This window comes from Natronospira proteinivora (assembly GCF_024170465.1).
Taxonomy (GTDB): Bacteria; Pseudomonadota; Gammaproteobacteria; order Natronospirales; family Natronospiraceae; genus Natronospira; species Natronospira proteinivora.
Map to the genome: position 1 here is coordinate 548,370 of NZ_JALJYF010000001.1, position 23,025 is coordinate 571,394.

20 protein-coding genes and 1 pseudogene are annotated in these 23,025 nt (G+C 54.8%); 16 read left to right on the forward strand and 5 right to left on the reverse strand.

From position 1 onward, the window contains the following. Positions 1-22 precede the first annotated feature (22 nt). Both pstB and phoU read left to right on the forward strand, forming a co-directional pair. Positions 23-835 carry a phosphate ABC transporter ATP-binding protein PstB gene (pstB, locus tag J2T60_RS02565; protein WP_253447564.1) on the forward strand — a complete coding sequence of 271 codons (813 nt, stop codon included), beginning with the start codon at positions 23-25 and terminating at the stop codon, positions 833-835. Positions 836-860: 25 nt separating this feature from the next. Further along, positions 861-1,580 carry a phosphate signaling complex protein PhoU gene (gene phoU / locus J2T60_RS02570; RefSeq protein WP_253445004.1) on the forward strand — a complete coding sequence of 240 codons (720 nt, stop codon included), beginning with the start codon at positions 861-863 and terminating at the stop codon, positions 1,578-1,580. 112 nt (positions 1,581-1,692) lie between these two features. Here the strand turns inward: phoU and J2T60_RS02575 are convergent, their stop codons facing one another. Beyond that, the gene (locus J2T60_RS02575; RefSeq protein WP_253445006.1) at positions 1,693-2,595 is read right to left on the reverse strand and encodes a bile acid:sodium symporter; all 903 of its coding nucleotides are present in this window, start codon (positions 2,593-2,595) and stop codon (positions 1,693-1,695) included. 12 nt (positions 2,596-2,607) lie between these two features. Beyond that, positions 2,608-4,353 (reverse strand): AMP-binding protein, encoded by a 1,746-nt coding sequence (locus J2T60_RS02580; protein WP_253445008.1) that lies wholly within the window; start codon positions 4,351-4,353, stop codon positions 2,608-2,610. A gap of 152 nt (positions 4,354-4,505) precedes the next feature. Here J2T60_RS02580 and J2T60_RS02585 point away from each other — a divergent pair, with 152 nt between their 5' ends. Continuing rightward, positions 4,506-5,015, forward strand: a complete 510-nt coding sequence (locus tag J2T60_RS02585; protein ID WP_253445009.1) for a disulfide bond formation protein B — start codon at positions 4,506-4,508, stop codon at positions 5,013-5,015. 27 nt (positions 5,016-5,042) lie between these two features. Here J2T60_RS02585 and J2T60_RS02590 read toward each other — a convergent pair whose 3' ends face one another. Then, positions 5,043-5,918, reverse strand: coding sequence for a pirin family protein (locus J2T60_RS02590; RefSeq protein ID WP_253445011.1), 876 nt, complete (start codon positions 5,916-5,918; stop codon positions 5,043-5,045). Positions 5,919-6,070: 152 nt separating this feature from the next. On the opposite strand from J2T60_RS02590, the gene J2T60_RS02595 reads away from it, so the two are divergent. From J2T60_RS02595 to J2T60_RS02605, 3 genes are all read left to right on the forward strand, one after another. Beyond that, positions 6,071-6,976, forward strand: coding sequence for a LysR family transcriptional regulator (locus tag J2T60_RS02595; RefSeq protein ID WP_253445013.1), 906 nt, complete (start codon positions 6,071-6,073; stop codon positions 6,974-6,976). Positions 6,977-7,107: 131 nt separating this feature from the next. After that, a complete protein-coding gene (locus tag J2T60_RS02600) occupies positions 7,108-8,532 on the forward strand; it encodes an SLC13 family permease (RefSeq protein WP_253445016.1) in 1,425 nt (474 codons plus the stop codon). A gap of 22 nt (positions 8,533-8,554) precedes the next feature. Next, positions 8,555-9,064, forward strand: coding sequence for a SixA phosphatase family protein (locus tag J2T60_RS02605; RefSeq protein ID WP_253445019.1), 510 nt, complete (start codon positions 8,555-8,557; stop codon positions 9,062-9,064). A 5-nt stretch (positions 9,065-9,069) separates the two neighbouring features. Here J2T60_RS02605 and J2T60_RS02610 read toward each other — a convergent pair whose 3' ends face one another. Further along, positions 9,070-10,527 carry an MFS transporter gene (locus tag J2T60_RS02610; protein WP_253445022.1) on the reverse strand — a complete coding sequence of 486 codons (1,458 nt, stop codon included), beginning with the start codon at positions 10,525-10,527 and terminating at the stop codon, positions 9,070-9,072. A 212-nt stretch (positions 10,528-10,739) separates the two neighbouring features. After that, positions 10,740-11,711: an integron integrase gene (locus J2T60_RS02615; protein ID WP_253445025.1), complete on the reverse strand. Its 972-nt coding sequence runs from the start codon at positions 11,709-11,711 to the stop codon at positions 10,740-10,742. A 568-nt stretch (positions 11,712-12,279) separates the two neighbouring features. Between J2T60_RS02615 and J2T60_RS02620 the strand changes: the two are divergent. The 10 genes and pseudogenes from J2T60_RS02620 to J2T60_RS02665 form a co-directional block, all read left to right on the forward strand. Continuing rightward, positions 12,280-12,459, forward strand: a pseudogene (locus tag J2T60_RS02620) (HigA family addiction module antitoxin); the annotation flags it as partial. Positions 12,460-12,482: 23 nt separating this feature from the next. Then, positions 12,483-12,755, forward strand: coding sequence for a DUF3024 domain-containing protein (locus J2T60_RS13455; protein ID WP_445376032.1), 273 nt, complete (start codon positions 12,483-12,485; stop codon positions 12,753-12,755). Positions 12,756-13,284: 529 nt separating this feature from the next. Beyond that, the gene (locus tag J2T60_RS02630) at positions 13,285-14,469 is read left to right on the forward strand and encodes an alpha/beta hydrolase (protein WP_253445031.1); all 1,185 of its coding nucleotides are present in this window, start codon (positions 13,285-13,287) and stop codon (positions 14,467-14,469) included. 430 nt (positions 14,470-14,899) lie between these two features. Beyond that, a complete protein-coding gene (locus tag J2T60_RS02635) occupies positions 14,900-16,657 on the forward strand; it encodes an ATP-dependent nuclease (protein WP_253447567.1) in 1,758 nt (585 codons plus the stop codon). Between the two features lie 97 nt (positions 16,658-16,754). Next, positions 16,755-18,344 carry an RNA-directed DNA polymerase gene (locus J2T60_RS02640; RefSeq protein WP_253445034.1) on the forward strand — a complete coding sequence of 530 codons (1,590 nt, stop codon included), beginning with the start codon at positions 16,755-16,757 and terminating at the stop codon, positions 18,342-18,344. Between the two features lie 54 nt (positions 18,345-18,398). Then, positions 18,399-18,896 (forward strand): hypothetical protein, encoded by a 498-nt coding sequence (locus J2T60_RS02645; protein WP_253445037.1) that lies wholly within the window; start codon positions 18,399-18,401, stop codon positions 18,894-18,896. Positions 18,897-19,384: 488 nt separating this feature from the next. Beyond that, on the forward strand, positions 19,385-20,542 hold the full coding sequence (locus tag J2T60_RS02650) for a hypothetical protein (RefSeq protein WP_253445039.1): 1,158 nt from the start codon (positions 19,385-19,387) through the stop codon (positions 20,540-20,542). A gap of 100 nt (positions 20,543-20,642) precedes the next feature. Next, positions 20,643-21,176 carry a hypothetical protein gene (locus J2T60_RS02655; RefSeq protein WP_253445042.1) on the forward strand — a complete coding sequence of 178 codons (534 nt, stop codon included), beginning with the start codon at positions 20,643-20,645 and terminating at the stop codon, positions 21,174-21,176. A gap of 72 nt (positions 21,177-21,248) precedes the next feature. Next, positions 21,249-22,043, forward strand: a complete 795-nt coding sequence (locus tag J2T60_RS02660) for a hypothetical protein (RefSeq protein WP_253445044.1) — start codon at positions 21,249-21,251, stop codon at positions 22,041-22,043. Between the two features lie 87 nt (positions 22,044-22,130). Next, positions 22,131-23,006 carry a hypothetical protein gene (locus J2T60_RS02665; protein ID WP_253445047.1) on the forward strand — a complete coding sequence of 292 codons (876 nt, stop codon included), beginning with the start codon at positions 22,131-22,133 and terminating at the stop codon, positions 23,004-23,006. Positions 23,007-23,025 lie beyond the last annotated feature (19 nt).

Sequence of the window (23,025 nt, forward strand, 5' to 3'; positions counted from 1 at the left end):
CCGTGAGAGCATCACCCAGGCGATGGACCCAAGAAGCTTTGTCCAGCCAGAGGGCAGCAAGCGACTTAACCTGAAAAATGAAACAGCAGGCATTGAGGTCCAGGACCTGAATCTCTGGTATGGCCAGGATCATGCCCTTAAGGGAATCAATTTGACCATTCCGGCACGGCGAGTCACGGCCTTCATCGGGCCCAGTGGCTGTGGGAAGTCCACCCTCTTGCGTTGCATGAATCGAATGAATGATCTGATCGATATCTGTCGGATTGAAGGAAAGGTGGAAGTGGAGGGCAAGGACATCTATGCCCCGGGGGTGGACGTGCCGGAATTGCGCCGTCAGGTGGGCATGGTATTCCAGAAACCCAATCCCTTCCCCAAGAGCATCTATGAAAATGTGGCCTACGGCCTGCGTCTGCAGGGTGTAAAAAGCCGGCGCAAGCTTGACGAGGTGGTGGAGCATTCATTGAAGCGGGCCGCCCTTTGGGATGAGGTCAAGGGGCGACTCCATGAAAATGCATTTGGTCTCTCCGGCGGTCAGCAACAACGCCTGGTGATTGCCCGGGCCATTGCCATTGAACCAGAAGTCTTGCTGCTGGATGAGCCGGCCTCGGCCCTGGATCCCATTTCCACCGCCAAGATCGAAGAACTTATCTATCAGCTCAAGAATGATTACACCATCGTCATTGTGACTCACAACATGCAGCAGGCGGCCCGGGTCTCCGATTTTACGGCCTATCTCTACATGGGTGAGCTGGTGGAGTATGACGATACGGTGAGCATCTTCACCAACCCGAAAAAGAAAGCTACTGAAGACTACATTACCGGGCGCTATGGCTAATGGGCGCCGACCTGAGAGGTGAACTATGGATAAATTGAATCTCGATCAACATATTTCCGGGCAGTTCAACCGTGAGCTGGATGATGTTCGTCATCGTGTTCTGACCATGGGCGGTCTGGTGGAACAGCAGGTGGGGAAAGCCGTTAAGGCCCTGGTTGATAATGACATGGAGCTTGCGGAATCGGTAATTGAGGGGGATCGCAAGGTTAATCACATGGAAAAGGCCATCGATGAGGAGTGCAACCTCATTCTGGCCCGCCGCCAGCCGGCCGCCAGTGACCTGCGGCTGGTGATTTCCATTCTTAAAACCATCACGGATCTGGAGCGAATTGGCGACGAGGCCGAGCGGATTGCCCGCTTGGCGGTGCGCCTTGGGGACAGCGACCGGGGGGGCAGGAATTACCGGGAGATCGAGAGCCTGGGTCGGCATGTGCAGGCCATGGTAAGAGATGGCCTGGACGGATTTGCCCGCATGGCACCGGAAATCGCGGTGAAGCTGGCCCGGGAGGACGAAACCGTGGACAGCGAGTATGACGCCATCCTGCGTCAGAACATCACCTATATGATGGAAGATCCGCGCAATGTCCGCCGGACCCTGGATGTGAGCTTCGCGGCCCGCTCCCTGGAGCGTATTGGTGACCACGCCAAGAATATTGGCGAGTATGTGGTGTACCTGGTGGAAGGCAAGGATCTCCGCCATGCCCCCATTGAGGAAATGGAAAAAGAACTCAACAAGCCGGAATGAGTTCTAGGGTCGGGGCTGGAAAGCCCCTCCCACAGCCAGGCCTTAATCAAGCCATCGGGTGATTACACCTACTGTGGGAGGGCCATTTCTGGCCCGACCTGAAATAAGGCACTTATTTTGCAGGCTCCACCTTGGCCCTGTCCCGAGCGATTTCTTCCCGATTACTCCGGGCCCGATAATAGAGGGTGATGAAGGTGGAATTGATCACAATGAACAGGGAATACATCACGGGAATCAGCATTACTTCCTGCTGCAGGACTTCTTCGTCGAAGGTCAGGGCCACGATCAGAATCGCCAGGGGACCATTCTGAATGCCGGTTTCCAGTGAGACGGTTCGGGCCTTGCGGCGGTCCAGGCGAAAGGTTCGGCTGAAGAAGTAGCCGATGATAAAGCCGCAAAGCCCCAGGAAGATGGCAGCCCCGTAGACGCTGAAGCTGGTTTCCAGTAGCAGGTCCCAGTTACGGGGAATCCAGGTGACCAGCAGGAATATGATTACAATCACCCCCAGCAGCCCGCCGATCAGTTCCGTCACCGCCCCGAAATTGGGATTTTTCTTTCGTACCCACATCCCGATCAGGGTGGGGATCAGCAGCACGAAAAGAATCCGGGCAATATTATCCGGCGGAATCCGCAGGGCCTCGTCAATACCCCGGGTATAGACTTCCATCACCAATGGCACCATCAAAAACGCCGCGATGGTAGAGCAGATGGTCATGAGAATACTCAGGCTGAGCATGCTCTTGGAAAAGTAGGCAAAGATGTTGGAGGTGGTGCCCCCGGGTACACAGCCCATCAGCACCAGACCAATGGTCTGGGGCCCGCTGAGATTGAAGGCCTGGGCCAGCATGAAGGCAATCAGGGGCATGAAGAGATACTGGGAGGCGAAGCCGATGCCGATGGCCTGGGGATTGCGCAGGGCCATGCGGAAATCCTTGAAGGTCAGCGAGGCTCCCATGCCCAGCATGATGACCACCATCATGATGGCAAGTAGTTGTTCCTCGAGTGGTGTCAGCATGTTTTAAGCCCCTCAGGCCGCCTGTTGTTTTTTCTGTTGGGATTTCAGTTCCGCCCGCAACTCCTTGCGAAGTACCTTGCCGACGGGGGTCTTGGGGAGCTCATCCCGAAAGATGAATTTCCTGGGTCGCTTGTAGCCAGCGAGATTGGTCTTGCAATGGGCGGCCAGCTCCGATTCGGTCAGGCTGTCATCCCGCTTGACCACAAAGGCCCAGACTGCCTCACCCGATTGTTCATCCTCCACGCCTACCACCGCGGATTCATGAACCTTGTCCAGCTGGGCCAGGCAGTCCTCTACTTCATTGGGATACACATTGAAGCCACTCACCAGAATCATGTCCTTCTTGCGGTCCACAATCCGGAAAAAGCCGTCTTCTTCCATCTCCGCCACATCCCCGGTGTAAAGCCAGCCGTCCCGGAGAGTATTGGCGGTCTCCTCCGGCCTATGCCAGTAGCCTTGCATGATCTGTGGCCCTCGGGCGATCAATTCCCCCGGCTCGCCCAATGGCACACATTGACCCTCATCATCCACCAGGCGAACTTCGGTGCCCGGCGCGGGAATGCCGATGCTATCCTTTCGAGGCCGGCTGATGGGATTGAAGCAGAGCAGGGGAGAGCTCTCAGTCAAGCCATAGCCTTCCACAATGGGGCAGCCCACCACCTTCTGCCAGCGCTCGGCCACCGATTGGTGCAGGGCGGTGCCACCGGCCAGGGCCACTTTCATGGTCTTGGGCGGGTAGACGTTGAACCACTCCTCATTGAGCAGGGCGTTATAAAGGGTATTGACCCCGGTGATCCAGTTGACCGGGTAATTCTCCAGCGCCCGCTGGCAGTTCTGGATGGGCCGGGGGCTGGGTACCAGCACATTACGACCGCCATGGTGGTAGAACAGCAGCAAATTCACCGTGAAGGCGAAGATGTGATACATGGGCAGGGCGGTGACCACGCAATCCTTGCCGGCCTCCACATAGCCCAGGGAGATGAGATCCAGCTGGCGCATGTTCACCAGCAGGTTGCCATGGCTGAGCAGGGCTCCTTTGGCCACCCCGGTTGTGCCGCCGGTGTATTGGAGCACTGCCCCTTCATCCAGACCCAGGTCTGCCGTGTAATCGGCCACCTTGATGTCCTGTTCGGCTTGGCGACGGCGGCCCATCTCCACCGCCCGGACAATGGGGGTGGCGGCCATTTCATAATCGGGAATGGCCCGGTTCCAGTAACGCAATACGAATTTCATGATCCCCCGTACCACCGTGGGGAACCACTGGGCCACGCTGGCCACCACCACATGCTCCACCGGGGTCTCGGTAATCACCGATTCCAGCTTGTCCATGAACATGTCCATGATGACCACGGCTTCCACCCCGGCATCATTGAACTGATGTTTCATTTCCGGGGCGGTATAGAGGGGATTGGTATTGACCAGAACGCAGCCGGCCTTGAGCACTCCGAAGGCGGCTACCGGAAAAGACAGGCAGTTGGGCATCTGTACCGCCACCCGGGCCCCGCGTTCCAGGCCCAGCTCTTCGCGCAGATACACGGCAAAGGCGTCGGACATGGCTTCCACTTCCGAATAACGCAGGGAGCCGTTCATGCCATTGGCCATGCAGGCGGTGAAAGCGATGTGATCGGGGTACTTTTCGGCGGCTTCACGAATCAGTCCAGGGAGATTGTCGTAGCCGGCCACCACATCCGAGGGTTCAAACGGTTTTTCATACTGATCGGACCAGGGCGCCTTGTCATAGGCCTGGCAATCACTCATCGGATTTCCCCTTCATTCAAACGATCGTTCCAGCGTACCACCGGAATGGAAAAATGGGGATACCCCAAGCCCCCTGGATTGCTTTTCCCTGAGGGAACCCCGGCTTTGCTAGAATGCCCAAGTTCAGGAATCTGCCAAGAGACTCAAGCATCGTGATCAACCGTCTGCTGGAAGCCCGACCCTTCAATGCTGCCGCCGCCGCCGTCTGCGCGGTGTTGCTGGCCTATGCCTACTACAGCCAGTTTGTGGTGGGCCTGGAGCCCTGTCCCCTGTGCATCTTTCAGCGGGTGGCGATGATTCTCTTGATGCTGCTGTTCATTGCCGGGGCCATTGTCGGCGGGGGCCAGATCCGTTCCCGGATCATCGCCGGGTTGACGGGGCTGACCGCCCTGGGCGGGGCCAGCATCTCCGCCTGGCATATCTATCAGCAAAACCAGCCGGCGGAAGAATGGGCCAGCTGCGGCGGTGACCTGAGCTACATGTTTGAGGTCTTTTCCTTCTGGGAGGCCCTGGAAATGGCCTTTACCGGCACCGGGGACTGTGCCGAGGTGGACTGGGCCTTTCTGGGTGTCTCCATGCCTGCCTGGGTGGGGCTCTGGTTCCTGGCCCTGGGCGCGGTGGGCGTCTGGGCCAACTGGCGGGCCGCCCGGCCACCATTCTAGCGGTAGCCGGACGTCGCTTTTGCCCCATTAACCGGCCGTGGGCGGCACCCGGCCAAAGCGGCCACTACGAAAATCCTCGATGGTTTGCTGGATCTCCGCCTGGCTGTTCATCACGAAGGGCCCGTAACCCACGATGGGCTCGTCGATGGGCTCCCCGCCAAGGACCAATACCAAGGCCTCATTATTGGCCTCCACCAGGGCGCCTTCGCCCTCCGTGCCCAGCACCGCCAGTTCGCCCTCGCGGACCACGGTGTCCCCATTAACTTGAACCGTGCCCTTGAGCACCACCACCAGTCCGGACCAGCCTTCCGGCATGGGCAGGCGGGTGCCGGCGTTGGGTTTTAGCCGCAGGTCCCAGACATTCATGGGCGTGAAGGTCTTGGCCGGGCCCTGGTGACCCTCGTAGTCCCCGGCAATTACCCGCAGCTGACCGGCCTCATCGGCCAGGTCCACCCGGGGAAAGTCGGCGTCCAGCAGGGTCTGGTAGCCGGGCTGGGTCATCTTGTCCTTGGCCGGCAGATTGACCCAGAGCTGGACCATTTCCAGCCGCCCGCCATTGCGGGTGAAGGTTTCGGAATGAAACTCCTGGTGCTGGATGCCGCCACCACTGGTCATCCACTGCACATCCCCGGGCCCGATCTTGCCGCCGGCCCCGGTGGAATCCAGGTGCTCCACCTCGCCGTCATACACCAGGGTGACCGTCTCGATGCCCCGGTGGGGGTGTTCGCCCACGCCCCGCGGGGTGTCGGCGGGCTCGAAATCCATGGGCCCGGCATGGTCCAGCAGCAGAAAGGGGCTGATGTCATGCCCGTGGCGGTCATAGGAGAACAGCGAACGAACGGGGAAGCCGTTGCCCACCCAATGCCGGGGCGGTGCGCTGTAGGTTGCTTGAATCTGTTTCATGATGTCCTCCCGGCCCGTCGGCGGCTGCCGTTTACAGCTCGCCTGGGGCCTACGTCGGTTGCCAAATGTCACGGACAGTGTGGGCCTGGAACGCTGGCAGCGGTAGGGGTCAGAATCTATACTCACCGTTCCATTTATGGAACGATAGAGCCATGCAAGACCTTAACGACCTCTATTACTACGCCCAGGTGGTGGACCACGGCGGCTTCGCCCCGGCGGCCCGGGCCCTGGGGGAAGCCAAGTCCAAGCTCAGCCGCCGCGTGGCCGCGCTGGAGGCCCATCTGGGCGTGCGTTTGCTGCAGCGCTCCACCCGCCATGTCACCGTCACCGAGATCGGCCGCGTCTATTATGACCATTGCAAGGCCATGCTGCTCCAGGCCGACGCCGCCCAGGAAGCCATCGACAGCCGCCGCTCGGCGCCTTGCGGGGTGGTGCGCCTGAGCTGCCCGGTGGCCCTGCTGGACACCCGCATCAGCCCCATGCTGGCCGAGTTCCTGGATCGTTACCCCCAGGTAACCCTGCATGTGGATGCCACCGACCGCCGGGTGGACCTGGTGGAGGAGGGTTTTGATTTGGCCCTTCGGGTACGGCCCCTGCCCCTGGAGGACAGTGATCTGGCCCTGCGCCGGCTCTCGGAAAGCGAGCAATGCATCCTGGCCAGCCCGAAATTGCTTCGTGAGCGTGGCCGGCCCCGCGCGCCCACGGATCTCTCCGAATACCCCAGCCTGGCCCTGGGTGTGGCCCGGGAACGTTATGTCTGGCATCTTCAGGGCCCGGACGGCGACGCGGTTCGGGTGCCGCATCAGCCCCGCCTGGTCACCCAAAGCATGCCGGCGCTTCAGGCCGCGGCCGAAGCGGGGCAGGGCGTGGTCCAGCTACCCCGCATGATGGTCGCGGATGCCCTGGCCGAGGGGCGCTTGCTGAGCGTGCTGGGCGAGTGGGCACCGCCCCGGGAAATGCTGCATGTGGTTTTCCCCTCCCGCCGCGGCCAGCTGCCCGCCGTGCGCACACTAATCGACTTCCTGGCAAAGGGCTTTGCTCGCCTGGATGAGGCGTGAATACCAATCGATAAACACTTAACCGGGAGTGTATTGAATGATCCTGACCCACCAACGGCTCGTACTGATCCCGCCGGTCCAGCCCAAGGGCCCGGGCTATCTCTACTGAGGCATCGAACAAGGGAAGCACCATGGCCAAGCGATTCCGCCGGGCGCTGAAACTCGCTCTGGGCCCGGCGGCCTTTCTCATTACCCTGCTGACGCCGGCTCCCCTGGGGCTGGATACCGCCGCCTGGCTGGTCTGCGGCCTGGCCGCCTGGATGATGATCTGGTGGATTGGAGAAGTCCTGCCCCTGGCGGTGACCGCCTTGTTGCCGGTGCTGGTTTTGCCGCTGAGCGGGGTGGTGTCTCTCAGCGCGGCCACCGCGCCCTATGCCAACCCCGTGGTTTTTCTGTTCCTGGGGGGCTTTCTGTTGGCCCTGGCCATTCAGTCCAGCGGCCTGCACCGGCGCATGGCCCACAAGGTGGTCGCCCTGGGCGGCGCTCGGCTGGATTACCTGGTGGCCGCCGTCATGGCGGCTACTGCCGTGCTCAGCATGTGGATCAGCAATACCGCGGCCGCCGCCATTCTGCTGCCCATTGCCCTGTCCATTCTGGCCCTGGCCCGGCAGGGGGAGGCCAGCCAGCCTAAAGACCCGCTGGCCCCGGCCCTGCTCATCGGCGTGGCCTTTGCGGCCAATATCGGCGGCATGGCCACGCTCATCGGTACCCCGCCCAATGCCATTCTGGCCGCCTATCTGGGCGAGCAATACGACATCCATGTCAGTTTCGCCGGATGGATGATGGTGGCCCTGCCCATCAGCCTGGTCTTGCTGGCCCTGGCCTGGTGGACCCTGGTGCGCGTCTGCTTCCCCGTGGGCCAGATTCCAGTGGCCGGCCTGGCCGAACGTTTCGCCGAGCAACGCCGTGAACTGGGCCCCTGGCGTGTGTCCGAAAAACGGGTGGCGGGGGTCTTTCTCCTGGCGGTGCTGGCCTGGATGTTTCGTCCGCTGTTGGAAGGGCTTCTGCCGGGGATCGACGATGCCATCATTGCCCTGGCCGCCGCCATGTTGCTGTTTATCCTCCCCAGCGGTGATGCGGCAATGCCCCGGCTGCTGGATTGGGAACAGACCCGCAATCTACCCTGGGGGGTGTTGATCCTGATCGGTGGCGGTTTGAGTCTGGGGATTGCGGTGCAGGAAACCGGCCTGGCCGATGCCATTGCCGAAGGCCTCAAAGACCTCAGCGATCAACCCTTGGTCATCCTGGTGGTGCTGGTGGCAGTGATTGCCATGCTGGTGAGTCATGTCACCTCCAACACCGCCGCCGCGGCCACGCTCATTCCCGTGGTGGCCGCCGTGGCTGCCAGCATTGAAGTGTCACCGTTGATCCTGGCCATGCCCGTGGCCCTGGCCGCTTCCTGCGCCTTCATGCTGCCCAACGCCACCCCACCCAATGCCATTGTCTTCGGCAGCAATCGCCTGCGCGTACCCCAGATGCTCAAGGCCGGGGCCGTGCTGAGCGGATTGAGTATTGCGCTGATGCTGCTGGTGGGGCTTATCCTTTACCAATTCTAAAGACAGGAGCCCAACCGCCGCCATGCAAAGCCAAGCCACAGCCAGACGATTGATCCTCATGCGCCACGGCGAGGCCGGCACCGCCTCGGCCATGGGTGTGGCCGGGGATTATGAACGCCCCTTGACCCAGCGTGGCGCAGTGGATGTACAGCAAATGGCTGGGTGGCTGAAAGCCCAGCAATGGGCCCCGGAAGCCATCCTCTGCTCCCCGGCACGGCGCACCCGGGAGACGGCCCGATTGATTCGGGAGGGCTTGTCACTGCCGGAACACAGCGAGCAGGTGGATGAACAACTCTACCTGGCCGAGGAAAGTACCCTGCTGTCGGTGCTGGCCGAGCAATCCGCCAAGATCCAAACCCTGATGCTGGTGGGGCATAACCCGGGCCTGGCCGACCTGATCGCCCGCCTGAGCGGGCAGGCCCATCCCGTTCCACCCGCCACCATGGCATTGCTCGAAGCCCACACCCCGGACTGGCAACTCTCAGGCCAAATCCTCCAGGTCCATGCCGTGCAACAGCCGGGGCTGGAATAGGCGATTTATTGCCCGGCGCTGCGATACCGCCGTCCCGGCATCCGAATCGCCAGGGCGGCCAGCAGGGCAATGCCGGTGGAGACGGCGGCGAGCAGGAAGGTATCGGAGTAGGGCGCGGCAGCCTCGCTGGCGGTATAAAGCGGGTTCAGGCCCGAGCCGGCGGCGGCCTTTCGAAAGGCCAGAAAGGCCCCCACCGTGGCTGCCCCCATGCCCGCGCCCAGAAAGAAGAACAGCTGATAAATCCCCGAACCAATCCCGGCGATATCCTTGGACAGGGCGGTGGAAGCCGCATTGGCATTGGGCGACATCACCCCCGCAAAGCCAATCCCCATGACAAGCAGGCCCGCTGCAATCACCACTGGCGAGGCATCCGCCTGTGCGGAGAGAAACACCAGCCCGGCCAGTACCGCCACCAGACAGCTCATCAACAACCGCCGGGCGCCGAAGCGATCCGACAGCCGGCCCGCCAGCGGCGAAAAAAGGAAAATCGCAAAGGCACTGGGTGCCAAGACCAGCCCGGCTCCCAGGGCCGTGAGTCCGTGCTGCTCAATCATCAACAGGGGAATCAGAAACAGTCCCCCGCCCAGGAAAGCCGCCTGGGCGAACAGCGCCAGAACACAAGCCGCCACAAAGGTCCGGTTTCGAAACAGGGCCGGCGGCGCAAAGGGCCGGGGGGAATAGCGAACATGCCGGGCAAAGGCCAGACCGCTTAACACGGCAATCAATAACGGCCCCCAGGTTTTCGGCGAGGCCAGGCCCGATTGCTCAATACCGGTCACCCCCAGCAAAAACGAACCGGCACTCAGTGAGATGAACAGCCCACCGGCCAAGCCGAAATCCCGCAGCGTGCCCTTGGCCCGTTCACTGGGGTCGGTATCCGGCATATGCCGATAGGCCGCCCCCGCCAGTATCACCAACAGGCCCAGCGTGCCCAGAAACAGCCATTGCCAGCCCCCCAGGCTCACCACCACGCCACCAATAATGGGCCCGGCCGCCGCCCCGATCCCTACACTGGAGACCACCGTGCCAAAGGCCTGCCCGCGCTGTCCTGCTGGAAACAGCCGAGTCACCGAGCCCAGGGCCAGAGCCGGAATCGCCGCCGCCCCCGATGCCTGCAATACCCGTCCGCTCACCAGCACTCCGAAATTGGGGGCCAGGGCGCACAGCAGGGAACCGCAGGCAAACACCGCCAGGGCCACCAGAAACGTCAGCCGCAGGCTCACAAAATCCGTAATCCGCCCGTACAGGGCTGTACCCACCGCAAAGACCAGGGCATAGGCGGTAATAATCCAGCCAATGGCACTGGCCGAGACCCCCAGATCTACCCGGATCTCGGGAATGGCCACATTGATCATGCTGTTATTGAGCACACTGACAAACACCGCCAGCGCCATAATGACCAGCAACGCCTTTCCCCTGGCCCGGCTCGCACCGGCCCCCTGTGTCTGATCATCGCCCGTCATGAAGGCCTCGGCTTGATGGGGCAGAAGACCAAAAGCAGGAAACCATGGCCCGGGCCCCGAAGGATGGAATGCGGTAAAACAAACCCATTTTAGCAGCCAGCTCCCGTAACTCGAAATTCCACCCCAAAACGACTAGGCTTGAACAAGCGCCAAAGAATCACCGCACAAGGAGCCGTGCCATCCAGCCCCAGCCCCCCATACCCGGCCAGCACTCAGCCACCTCCCAAGGGGCTGCGCACCCCGGCAAAACCGCTGCCCAGCACATGGGTGTAAATCTGGGTGGTCTTCACATCCGAGTGCCCCAGCAGCTCCTGAACGGTGCGCAGGTCCGATCCCCGGCGCAGCAACTCCGTGGCAAAGCTATGCCGAAAGGTATGACAACTTGCCGGTTTGCTAATACCGACGGATCGGATCGCTTGCTTCACCACCCGCTGAATCGCACTGGGATGGATGTGGTACCTCACCGCGCAACCATCGTCATCACTGCAGATGGAGCTGGAGGGGAAAAGCCACTGCCACGCAAAGCTGGTGCCCGCATTCGGATATTTTCTCGCCAAGGCAAAAGGAAGGCTGACCGGGATCCGCTTCTCTTGGGGTACCGCTTGGAAGTGCTGGCGCAGATCGGTGATTCGGCACTCGAGCGATATAATCAAGGGTTCCGGCATCAGGGTCGTGCGATCCTTACCCCCCTTACCGTCCCGGACAGTGATAACCCGTCGGGAAAAGTCGAGATCCTTAACGCGGAGCCGGGCACATTCGGTAACCCGCAACCCGGCGCCATACAGCAAGGAAACCATCAAGCGGTAAGGATCCGGTACCTCCCGAATGATGGCCATCGCCTCCTCATGACTCAGCACCACTGGCAGCCGGGCCTGGCGCTTGGCCCGTGTCACGGCGCCAATATCGCCCAATGGCCGATCCAGGACCTTGGCATAAAGAAAGACCAAAGCATTCAGTGCCTGGTTTTGGGTGGCTCCCGCAACATTTCGCTCCGTTGCAAGCCAGGAAAGAAAGGCCCGAACCTCCGGCTCCGCCATCTCATTGGGGTGCCGCATATTGTGAAAACGAATGAAAAAGCGGATCCAGTACCAGTAAGTTTTCTCGGTCCGGCGGCTGTACCGCCGCAAGCGAATCACACGCCGAACCTGCTCCCTCAACCGCGGTTTCCCGTCCCTGTGACTCATGCGAACCTCCCTATCCACTCGAAAGCTGTATGGATATACAGTATTATTGGCGGAGACAGGAGCTGCAGTCAAGCGAATACAGGGGATGAGGGTATGCGCGGTGTTAAGCGATTGAAATCTGGAGAAATTAAGCCGTGACCTCCCAAGAATCACTGGAAAGTTATACTGCAGGCAAGTTCATTCAATATCCTTGCCTGCAATCTAATCACTGTTAAACGGGCCAGCGAGATCGGGCGGTTTCGGTAGCGCCAAGAGGTCGGGATTGGACGTAGGCGCTTTGTGGAAAGCGCCCAGAAAGGCACGGGAATTTGCCCCCGGATGTGTTATGCGCGATGCAATCACAACTGGTTTGATATTCGCTTTGATGCTGATATTGGGGCCCGTGGATCCGCAGTGGTATCACTGGCTGGGCGTCGTCGGGCTATCCATTCTCGTATTCTTCGTAGGGGATACAGGGCCCGGAGGTGGTGGAGGGGCCGGCGGCGGCGATGGTGGCGGAGGTGGGTGTTAGCTCTGTCGAGCATCGCTCCCGACGCGGCTGCCTGGCGAGGTCATTCTGGCGACATACATGGAGCCTTATGGTCTGAGCTGCCGCTATTTGGCCGAGCGGCTGGATGTGTCGCCATCTACTTTAAGCCGGGTTCTGAAGCAGCAGAGCGGTGTTAGTCCGGAAATGGCGTTGCGACTGTCGAAGGCACTAGGTCGTACGCCGCAGAGTTGGCTCGCAATGCAGGATGCTTATGACCTATTGAGCGTGTGGTTTCCGGCTTTATGGACCGGAAGCGCCCGCCGCCGCACATACGGCCAAAGCTGGACCTGGGGTACCGAATTGAAGGGCAAAGCCTGGAGCTATTCGAAATACGTCCGTTCTGGGCGGATCCTTCGCAAATTATGGAATCGGCAGTCGCGAAAGCGACCTATGTAAAGCGGACCGGGCGATGGAAGGTCTATTGGCAGCGGGCGGATTTTAAGTGGCACCGGTACGATCCCGATCCGGAAGTAGGTTCGATTGAAGATGTTCTGAAAGTGGTGGAGGCGGATTAATATGCCTGCTTTTTCGGTTGAAACAGACTGCAATTCGCCTGACGCCGCTCCAGGCCTATTTGGGCCTGCGCCAGCCGGGCTTTCCGCTCCGCTTCAAGCTCGCCGCTCAGATCAGAGGTATCGCTTATCTTGAAAACCCGAAGTTTGGGTAGTGGTCGAGAGACTTATGGACGCCGATCAGAAAAAATCGAGAGCCACGCTGCGGCTGTTGCTTGCTGGCGTCGGAGTTGCGCTTGCCGGGCTGGTCGGTTGGAATGAGGGTGTTGGCGCTGCGTTTACGGTCCTGTTGGTTATGGCCCCCTTGCTATTGTTCGGCTATTTGCTTCTGGGTCGGTTTGCTCGTTGTCCGTCCTGTAGAGAGCCGTTTGCGCTTGAGCCCGGAGAACAAGGAGCTCTGTTGACGACGCACACTTGCCGATATTGCGGTCACCAAGTCGAACGTATCAATGGCGGTCGCTAAGTTTGGGGCTGTTTCTGATGGTTGGGAGAAGGATGTGCTGCTGTGAGTTCAAAGCATTGGATCAGATTGGTGGCATCGCTGCTTTATATGTCTGCCGCAGCGGCGCCCATGGCTCAGCCCGCCCATTCTGTGGGTGCCTTTGATGAATTTCTCGCGCTTTACGAAGATGCTGCCCCAGACGAAAGGCGATCGCTCGCAGAATCCTTTATTGCGGATCAGCAGGCCGCTGGCGGTTTCCCCATCACCCCTGGGAATGGCGAAGCCATCTTTTTCTACCTTGCCGATTCCGAGACCGAGTCCGTCCACTTGCGGGGTGACTGGCTGCCCCGCAATACGTCCACCCCTTATTGGTCGGAAACCGGCCAGGCCATGGTTCGAACGGGCAATCTCTTTCATGCCCGGGTGCAGTTTGAACCGGATGCGCGCCTGGACTATGCATTCCTCATTGACGGCGAAACCCGGCCAGACCCGAACAATCCCAGGCGCTTGTTCAGCGGGGTAGGGGGTGGGGTCGTCTCCGAACTGCGCCTGCCGGCCCATGAGCGCCCTGATTATCTGGATACGCTGTCTGAACCGGGTGACATCCCCGAATCACGCCTGATTTCCCTTGAGCAAGACTGGGTGGGGCCTGCCATTTCGGTATACTTGCCACCCGGATACGACAGGGCCAATCGTTACCCTGTGCTCTATACCGCCGACGGCAGTGCTTGGCTCGATCTGATCAATCTCCCCGGTATCCTGGATGCCCTTATCAAGCGGGAAGCGATCCAGCCCGTCATCGCGGTGATGATCGATGCCCGTACCGATCGCCGCCACTGGTACCAGTACAATCCCGACTATTTGGATTACCTGGAAACGGTCGTCCATTTCATCGATCGGGAATACGCCACCAAGGCCGACCCGGAGCATCGGATCCACGCCGGCACCTCTGCCGGCGGCCGCGCCGCGCTTTATGCCGGTCTGGAGCGCCCGGACCTCTTTGGCCGGCTGGCGCTCCTGTCCCCATCGCTCACCGGGCCCATTCACTACCTCGCGCCATTTTTCAGCCAGCAACGCCTGCCTGACACCAATCTCAAAATCTGGTTGAGCGCCGGAAGCTATGAGGGCAACATCCACAAAGACGCCAAGATCCTGGAAGCCTATTTTGAAAATAGCGACATAGCGATCGAAGCCATCTACCCCCACCAAGGTCACAGCTTCGGCGCCTGGCAGGAGCAAAGCGACCAGTTTCTACGCTATTTTCTGGCGGAATGACACGCACCATCAAGGTAAGCTGCTCTCAAAGCGAGCAAAAACCTGCCACCCATGAGGGACTTGGATTTTCCATAAGTTCGTCTATGCTAAACCTAATGAAGCCAAGGAGCGGCTGAATGCCCGCCAGAAAAACACTCAACAGACCAATCGCCTCTTCCCAGCGTCGCGCGACCGCAGCCGGCGCCGAAAGCCCGTTGGCAACGAGAAGCAAGCGAATCCCGAACCATGAGCAAAATTCAGACTGCTTCATAACACCGGGAGGGGTAGTCTCAGGTTCCAATTGTAAGTTACTGATTAGGGGAAGGGTATTCGGATTGAACCGCGATCGACGGGCGAGTGTTATGAGGAAGTCACGTTTATTCAATCATTGTGACTTCCGCCTAATCAGCTGTTATAACCTTTTAGATTCTGGAGATAGATTTTGCCAGAGGTGAGAATAAGCTCAATAAAATTTAAAAATTTCAAAGCACTGAGCAATTATTCTGTCTCCTTGAGCGAGACAAATATATTGGTCGGTCCGAATAATGCGGGAAAGTCAACGGTTATTAGTGCCTTCAGAATGCTGGATGTCGCCCTCCGGAAAGCAAGAAGGCTTCGGGCTGAACGGGTTCCCCTTCCTAATGACAGCGTCGGGTTTGGTCACCGCGTTCCAGAACAACAAATCAGCGTATCGTTAGAGAACGTAGCTACAAACTACAATGATGAAGACAGCAGTATTGAATTTCGTTTAACAAATCGAAATAAACTATTTCTTTATTTCCCCAATGAAGGGGGGTGCATTCTACACTGGCAAACCGTAGGACAACCAGTTACTACGCCAGGGAGATTCAGGAATTCTTTCCCGGTTGTAATTCAGGTGGTGCCAGTTCTGGGCCCTCTCGAACATGAAGAGAAATACGTTAACGAAGATACTGTAAAAAATTCCCTTAACACTCATAGAGCTTGCCGACATTTTAGAAATTATTGGCATTATTTTGATGAGGGCTGGGATGAATTCTCAGAAATGATTTCATCCACATGGCCTGGTATGTCCATGTCACAACCCGAACTGGATACGGCTAACAGAAAGCTTGATATGTTTGTCAGCGAAGATCGACTTGATCGTGAAGTATATTGGTCTGGGCTCGGCTTCCAGATTTGGTGCCAATTGCTGACGCATTTGTCGAGAGCCAATGAAGCGAGCATCGTTGTAATAGACGAGCCAGAAATTTATCTCCATCCAGATGTTCAAAGACAACTTTTGAGTATTCTTAGAAATCTTGATGCCGATGTTCTTTTGGCAACTCATTCTGTTGAAATTATGGGGGAAGCTGATCCATCTGAGCTACTTCTAATCAACAAAGCTTTTCGATCAGCTAGGAGGCTTAGAGATATTGAGGGAGTTCAACTTGCCCTTGAGTCATTAGGGTCAGCTCAAAATATTACATTGACACATCTTGCACGCACTAAAAAAATCCTCTTCGTCGAAGGTTTAAACGATTATAAAATCATAAGAAGATTTGCAAAGAGTATCGGCTTTAGTGAGCTATTTTCAGGAAACGATGTTACAGCTTTTGAATCAGGAGGTTTTTCGTCATGGGAGAAAATAAAATCGTTTGCTTGGGGTGTAAAAAACACGATTGACGCAAAGATGAAGCTGTTTGCGGTTTATGATCGCGATTATTACTGCAGTGACGAAATTGATGATATTTTGAGCAGCCTTCAGGCAGAATTAACTCATGCTCATATCCATCGTAGGAAAGAAATTGAAAATTATTTTTTAGTTATTCCGGTATTAGAGCGAGTTTTAGATAAACAAATAGATGCTAGAAATCGGAGGTCCGGCGAAAATATAGAGGTTAAAAAGGGAATCGTCGACTATTTGTATGAGATTACAGAAGATCTTAAACTGGAGGCTCAGTCTCAATATATAGGAAAACGTATTGCCTATCATCAAGGTAGTGGTAAGGACGGCGGAACAATCAGTCATGAAGCGATTAAAGTATTTGAAGAGCTATGGAGCGATATTAACTCACGAATGGAGATTGCTCCTGGCAAGGTCACGCTGAGGAGTTTACGTGCTAAGGTACAAGACGATTACAACGTTAATTTATCTGATGTCCAAATTATTGACGAATTCGATTTGGCAGAAATTCCAGAAGACCTCCGCAGCCTGATTGATGATCTGGAAGCATTCCGTGCTGGATAGGTATAACCATTGGCTGCACAGCGACCGATTTTCCGCCGCTTCGCGGCTCCAAACCGGCGCGTGAGCCCGGCGTTATACGGAAAGGTGAGGCAAGTTGATGACTCTAGATGATGCGATAGAACTCAGTATAGCCAACCTGTCTTGCCATGGATTGAGTGATATATCGGACGCCAATCTCGAAAAGGCATTGATGGAGCGGTTTTCTGACAGACTGCATGAAAGCGTACGAAAAAGCTTGAAGAAAGATAACGTCTACGAGATGGAGTTTAAGCCCGCGCAGTATATGCTTTCTCCAAAGAATCGATATATTTTCGACTATAGAAAAGCGGCGATTATAGAGCCCGAGTGCCTCGTAAAGTATACAGCGCTTGTCCTTATGGCGGCGGAGCAAATAGAAAATAACCGAATTCCGGTGTCGGAAAAAGTCGTTTTTTCGGCAAGATATATGCCGCAGTCACCAGATCTATTTAATGCCGACGTGAATTATTCCTCTTGGCGCGAAAGGACTAAAGAGCTCGCTGAGTCTAGTGACTGTGCATTTATTGTTTCATGTGATATTGCAGCATTCTACGATAGGGTTAATATTCATAGGGTCGAGTCTACATTAGATAGCATTGGCGTCGATCAAAAAGTAGTTAAAAAGATCAATGATCTACTGTTGTTCTGGTCGAGAAAGGATAGCTACGGGTTGCCGGTTGGGAATGCAGCTAGCCGAATTCTTGCGGAAGCAGCTCTTATCGATATAGATCAATATTTGTTAAGTGAAAATATAAGATTCACAAGATACGTTGATGATTATAGGCTTTTTGCGCCAGACATCGTAACTGCGCAGAGATGGATGAATAAGTTGAATACGCGGCTATTCCGTGATGGGTTAATGCTTAACACCGGAAAAACGAGGTTGGCGAAGGCCAAGAAATCTGAAGATGGTGAGGTGACCGAAGGCGATGATAGTGACGAGGAGGCGGCTGAACGTGTTTTGAAAGAGGTAACCAAACTAACCGGCGGCTATAACAGGATTGCTCGTCGGTTCATAATGCCTTCTGAGGATAAGCATCATCTGTTTAAGGCAGTCGAAATTGATGCCGAAATCGAGTCCCTAATGGATGAGGCGATCATTGAGTTCAGAGGGGTTCAGCAGCTTGTTATAGCATGTCTAGTGCAAAAGAGCTTCAGTAAGTTAATCCAAGTCGCTGAGCTTTGCTCTAGATATATGTATAGCCTGGATTACTTTGTTGATATGCTTCTTAAGAACAAAGCGTTCATTCCGGTGGAGCAGCGCGATGAAATAGCGGATTTCTTCGCCAGGTTGTCCATGGATCGCGAGTTTTATTCATTTGAATGGCATCAGGCTAGCGTGGCGAAGTTGTTAAGCGACGACGCTTATTTTCGTAAGAATGCTCTGATAGAGATTTTTCGTTCTTCCAGCAAGGACATGCCCTCGTATCCCTCGGTCGTCGCATTAGATGGTCTCGAGGGGAGAATCACGAGGTCTGAGTTTAGAACTATGCGGGAGTGGTTCGACCGTTGTGATGATTGGGAAAAGCGGCGGTTGATGCGGTTGTCGAACTCGCTGCCTACCGACGAACGTAAGGCCTGGGCTCGCGCGGTCAGGCCATCGATACGAAACGATGTGCTTGGCGGGGAATTTTCGAAGGTGCTGGCTAATGGCAAAGACCCAGTCTAACAACCGGCTCCACAAGGACGGCGAGCTCTCCGCTATGCTCCGAGCCCGCCGCCTGTGAGCCGTGACGTTATGCAGAGTGCTATGGAAGAAATGCTAAACATTAATCCAATCGGCAATAAAGTTTTTAAAGCTCTTAGTCGTTTTTTGGAGCAAGATTTTGAATTGCTGGAAATAGACGCGAATGAGCGCACATTGACTCATAGGGTAGCGATCTATCTACAAGATCTGTTTCCTGACATGAATGTAGATTGTGAATACAATCGTGATGATCATGACCCAAAGGATATGTTTCTTCCGGGTGGGGACGGAGATGTTTACGACACTGATGCTCAGACGGTTTACCCAGACATTATCGTCCATAGACGTAAAACCGGTGAGAATTTGTTGGTTATGGAATTCAAGAAGACCTCATCAAGAGTCGATGACAAAAAAGACTTCTTGAAGCTTCGTGAATACAAAAGCCAATTACATTATCACTACGCCATATTTGTAGAATTTGACGTCGGGTGTTTATCTAGTGGCGTCACTCGAGTTGAGTGGGTAAATGCATAACCAAGCTAGGCACAGCGACGGCTTTTCCGTTACGTCTGGGCCTTCACTACAAAGCCGCGCGTGCTAGCGGCGTTAAAACTCTATGCAAGAGATTACGGTAACAACCCGAAAGGGAGAGCTTCTCACTCTGCACAAGGAGAGCGATGACCTTTGGTATTGTCCGGTATGTGGCTCTCTAGAATTAAGGTGTCCGCCACAGACAAGCGAAGGTGCGTCGTTCGAAATGTGTAGCTGTGGCTTCGAGTTTGGATTCGATGACGATCCTGGCGCTTCTGCTAACGCGTTGAAGGGCATATCTGAAAACTGGTCTCGGTGGCGGAAAATGCTTTTTCGAAAACACAGCCACCAGCCTGAGAAGCTAAATCACCTGAAGTCGCAACTGGCCAAAATAGGGTGCGAGGTTCAGTTTTAACCAGTCACTGCACCGGATGCCAATTCCGCTCACGCTTCATGCCACCGGTGAGTTCAACGTTGGGAGAGGTAAGCTCATGGCAATATGGTCAGCGTTGATACTGGCTGCTGGGACAATAATAGCAGCGGTATGGCTACGGCCGGTGCTTTGGTATCGCACGCTTCATGAAGCGATTAATGACCAGTTGGAGTCTCGCAGACGCCATAATGCCAAGCTGCAAGCTTATGTCAAAGACATAATGCGATCGCTTGATCAAACTTCGAATAACACAGTTCTCAATAGGCCGTCTTCGCCCAATGATTATTCGGACTCGTTAAAGCTAGTAGAGGGAGCACTTGATCGCGCTATTGGGTGCAACGAAGCGGTGGCGACATACTGTGTTCTTTTCGAGCGGACTCTATCTCCATTGCGAAGGGCGCCTGGCTCCAATAGCCAGCCGAACCTCGTATTTGTGAATTTGCACTATTACTTGTCACGCGGGGCGGCCACAATTGAGAATGCAGCTTCCAATTATATTGAGCTCCCGGACAAGTTAAAAGTAGGCCAATTTAACCCGATACGAAAGAATCTTCGCGGGTTTGTTGGGAAGTCGAGACTTAAGCATGTCCCGGGCTTAAGTCGTGGCCTGGATATTTCACCGCTTTCACCTTACGTTCTAGACTTTTACGCGGACGTTATTTCTCGGACATTTCGGGATAATCCAGAGTTTTTTCGTTCCTTCTTTCAGGTGATTGGGGATAACGCCCTGATGGGAGTGATCTTGTATCAGCAAGGCTTCTATTATCCACTGACAATCAAACTGCCCCCGATCCCTCTCTTTGGGCAGTATGACGGCCTTTTGATTGGCTTCAAGCTGCAAACGCATTTTAGTGAAGAAGGGGGGCGGCCTGAGGTCGTACTCTATTATTCTCACCTGAGTTCATCTGCCAATTTTATGGCTGGATACGCTAAGAATGGGAGTGTGCAGCAATCATTTGTCGATACGAATCTGTGTCCACAGTTTGACTTCAAGTCCCATATTAGAACTGTTGAGTACGTAACGGACGAAGTCGTGGCCGTATATATTTCTCAGAAGTCTGGTGAGGACGCATTTGAGTTATGCAGGCCTTCCCTGCAGGATTGGCTTATTAGGAAGGCCGGTCGGTGGTGGCCAAAGGAAAAGGCTCAGATTTGGCTAACCGATCGCATTCGGCGTCGACCTGCGCTTTCGAGAATCCTCGGTATCTCTGAATGATCGAGATAAAAATCCCAACAATAGCGTGAACACGGACGGCTCTACCCTCCGCTTCGCTACGGGTAAAGCCGCCGGTTACGCTAGACGTTAGGGCTAAGAAATGGCACATCCATTGAAAGTAGGGAAGTCAGTGAGATCAGGGCCTGGCATATTGCTGGAAAGGCCTGATCTTGCGGCCCAAATTGGAAGTATCTGTGCTGACTGGGCAAGTCTTGAGGATGGCTTAGCGAGTTTCTACGCTCATTTGATGGGGATATATCTTCCCTCTATTCCGGGTTTTGAACCACCAACTCATCCAGTTGCATTCCAGATTTTTGATGAGGTGCAAACTATTCATTCACGAGTGCAACTGGTAAAGAAGCTGGCTGAGTGGGCCATCAAGGACGAGGACTTAAAAAAGCGTGCTGTGGACATTCTTGATAAGGTGAAAAAATCAGGAAAGGGTAGAAACAAGATTGCTCACGCAGTTTGGGGTATCTGTGATGAAGAATCCGACGCGTTAATATTGTTGCCGAACTTCGGGTCCCAAATGATATATAAGCTTAATGACTTCAAAGAAATTGCAGAACAAATTTATGTTTCAAAAGCGGAGCTTGGGAAAGTTCATCATGAATTTTACAAAAGCCGTAAATGAAAGCCCTAACAAGTGCGTCAAAGGCGACGCTCGTGCCTCGCGCGCTTTACGCGGGCGTTAAGCAGGAGGCGTATGTCCAAAGCACACAAGCCGAAAGCACCGGACTGGGCGCTTTCGCCACTCGAAGAATTTTTGAACCGGAGCGAGCATTTGGCGACCGTGGTTAGGCTAAGCGTCCAGGGCATGAGTATGGCTAAGGCGTTACCAAAAGCCATGGAAGCGCTGAGGCGCGCAGATGGAGAAAACTTAGATGCTGAGTTACACGAAAAGGCAGTTCGCGATGCCGAATTTGTGGAGAAAGAACGATCAGAGGGCTTCCCAGTTGTTCATGGGCAGGCAGTGCTTTCACTCTGGTCTCTCCTCGAGCTTGCAGTTAAAGACCTGGTTGCCGCCTGGATAAAAAACAATCCAGATCTCCTGCTTGCCCCACCGATTAGCAGCCTGAAAATGAAGATTGGTGATTACCTTATGATTGAAGAGGATGAGAGGTGCCTGTTTTTTGTAGATGTTATTGAGCGGGATGTTGGGGCCGGAATTAAGAATGGTATTAATAGATTCGAATCGCTCACTAGTACTGTGGGATTATCAGGGGTGACTCCCCGGAAAATGAATGAAATCTTCTTTGAGTTCGGCCAAGTGCGGAACGCGCTAGCACATCAAGGTAATCGGGCAGACAAAAAGCTCATAACCAATTGTCCATGGCTTGACCTCGAAGCGGGAAAGGATTTGCGCATAAGTTCGGAAATGTTCCAAAAGTATCATAAGGTATCATTAACATACGCGACTCTATTGATTTGCCGCACTGCGGAGCGCTTTGGGGTAGATATGCAATCCGAGAGGGAAGGGTTGTTTGATGCCTATGCTTAACAAAGCCATGCACCGGATGCCAAATCCTCCGCTTCGCTGCGGATTTGCCACCGGTGATGGCGGGCGTTATATTTCAAAGGAAGCATCGTGCAATCAGCTATAGAACTCGCTAGGGTTGAAGGGGATAGCATAAAAGCAATTCGATCTTTGAATGACGAAGAAGTCCAAGAAGTCAGGGATTGCAATAAAGAAATATTCGATTTCAATAGACACTTCAAACTTGTCGAATATGTGCTCCACAATTTTTCATGCTTAAAAAACGGCGTTGAAGATGCGCTTCAAGAGTTTGCAGAAAGCTCTCATGCAATAGGCCGCTATGATTTAGACTCATTTGGTCATGAAGTAAACATTAACTTATTGAATCTGATGATGTCAGCGAGAACTTTTCTTGACCATATGGAGACTTTTATAAAAAGGGAGTATGGGAAAAAGTCAGAGCCTGTAGAGCTGTTCAAAAAATTAACCGAAGAAGAGTTCGATAGTAGGTTTTCATATAAATTTATGTATAAGCTTCGTAACTATGTTCAGCACTGCGGTATGCCTCCATTAAGTTATTCGAAGAGTAAAAGTTTTGACGAACAAGCCCCTTATGTTGGCATAACTCTAATGTTTGATAGAGATGCATTAATATCAGGTTTTGATGGTTGGGGGGCTATCGTTAGACCACAGCTAGAATCTCAAGATAATAAATTCGATGCATTCGGAATTATTGAAGAATTTGTTCTATCCATATTAAGAATATACATCCGCTTTTACGATGAAACAAAATTTCAGAAAACCCTTGAAGCTAGAGCACGAATAGCTGAGATCATCGAACAAAGTGAGGTATATTTTGAAGATGATTATTGCTTGTTCTGCGCATCAGAAAAAGATGGTGAAAAGGTAACTTTCAACATGTCTTGGATACCAGCATCGCTTTTTAGAAAAGTGGAGCATTACCTAAGACTGAGAAGGAAAATATAACAAGCGCCTGCAAGGTGAC

Excerpts from the sequence above, each read along its gene's own strand:
- J2T60_RS02610 (WP_253445022.1), bottom strand. The coding sequence starts at position 10,527 with ATGACGGGCGATGATCAGACACAGGGGGCCGGTGCGAGCCGGGCCAGG.
- J2T60_RS02590 (WP_253445011.1), bottom strand. The coding sequence starts at position 5,918 with ATGAAACAGATTCAAGCAACCTACAGCGCACCGCCCCGGCATTGGGTG.
- J2T60_RS02580 (WP_253445008.1), bottom strand. The coding sequence starts at position 4,353 with ATGAGTGATTGCCAGGCCTATGACAAGGCGCCCTGGTCCGATCAGTAT.
- J2T60_RS02600 (WP_253445016.1), top strand. The coding sequence starts at position 7,108 with ATGGCCAAGCGATTCCGCCGGGCGCTGAAACTCGCTCTGGGCCCGGCG.
- J2T60_RS02595 (WP_253445013.1), top strand. The coding sequence starts at position 6,071 with ATGCAAGACCTTAACGACCTCTATTACTACGCCCAGGTGGTGGACCAC.
- J2T60_RS02640 (WP_253445034.1), top strand. The coding sequence starts at position 16,755 with ATGACTCTAGATGATGCGATAGAACTCAGTATAGCCAACCTGTCTTGC.
- phoU (WP_253445004.1), top strand. The coding sequence starts at position 861 with ATGGATAAATTGAATCTCGATCAACATATTTCCGGGCAGTTCAACCGT.
- J2T60_RS02660 (WP_253445044.1), top strand. The coding sequence starts at position 21,249 with ATGTCCAAAGCACACAAGCCGAAAGCACCGGACTGGGCGCTTTCGCCA.
- J2T60_RS13455 (WP_445376032.1), top strand. The coding sequence starts at position 12,483 with ATGGACCGGAAGCGCCCGCCGCCGCACATACGGCCAAAGCTGGACCTG.
- J2T60_RS02655 (WP_253445042.1), top strand. The coding sequence starts at position 20,643 with ATGGCACATCCATTGAAAGTAGGGAAGTCAGTGAGATCAGGGCCTGGC.
- pstB (WP_253447564.1), top strand. The coding sequence starts at position 23 with ATGGACCCAAGAAGCTTTGTCCAGCCAGAGGGCAGCAAGCGACTTAAC.
- J2T60_RS02615 (WP_253445025.1), bottom strand. The coding sequence starts at position 11,711 with ATGAGTCACAGGGACGGGAAACCGCGGTTGAGGGAGCAGGTTCGGCGT.
- J2T60_RS02650 (WP_253445039.1), top strand. The coding sequence starts at position 19,385 with ATGGCAATATGGTCAGCGTTGATACTGGCTGCTGGGACAATAATAGCA.
- J2T60_RS02605 (WP_253445019.1), top strand. The coding sequence starts at position 8,555 with ATGCAAAGCCAAGCCACAGCCAGACGATTGATCCTCATGCGCCACGGC.
- J2T60_RS02575 (WP_253445006.1), bottom strand. The coding sequence starts at position 2,595 with ATGCTGACACCACTCGAGGAACAACTACTTGCCATCATGATGGTGGTC.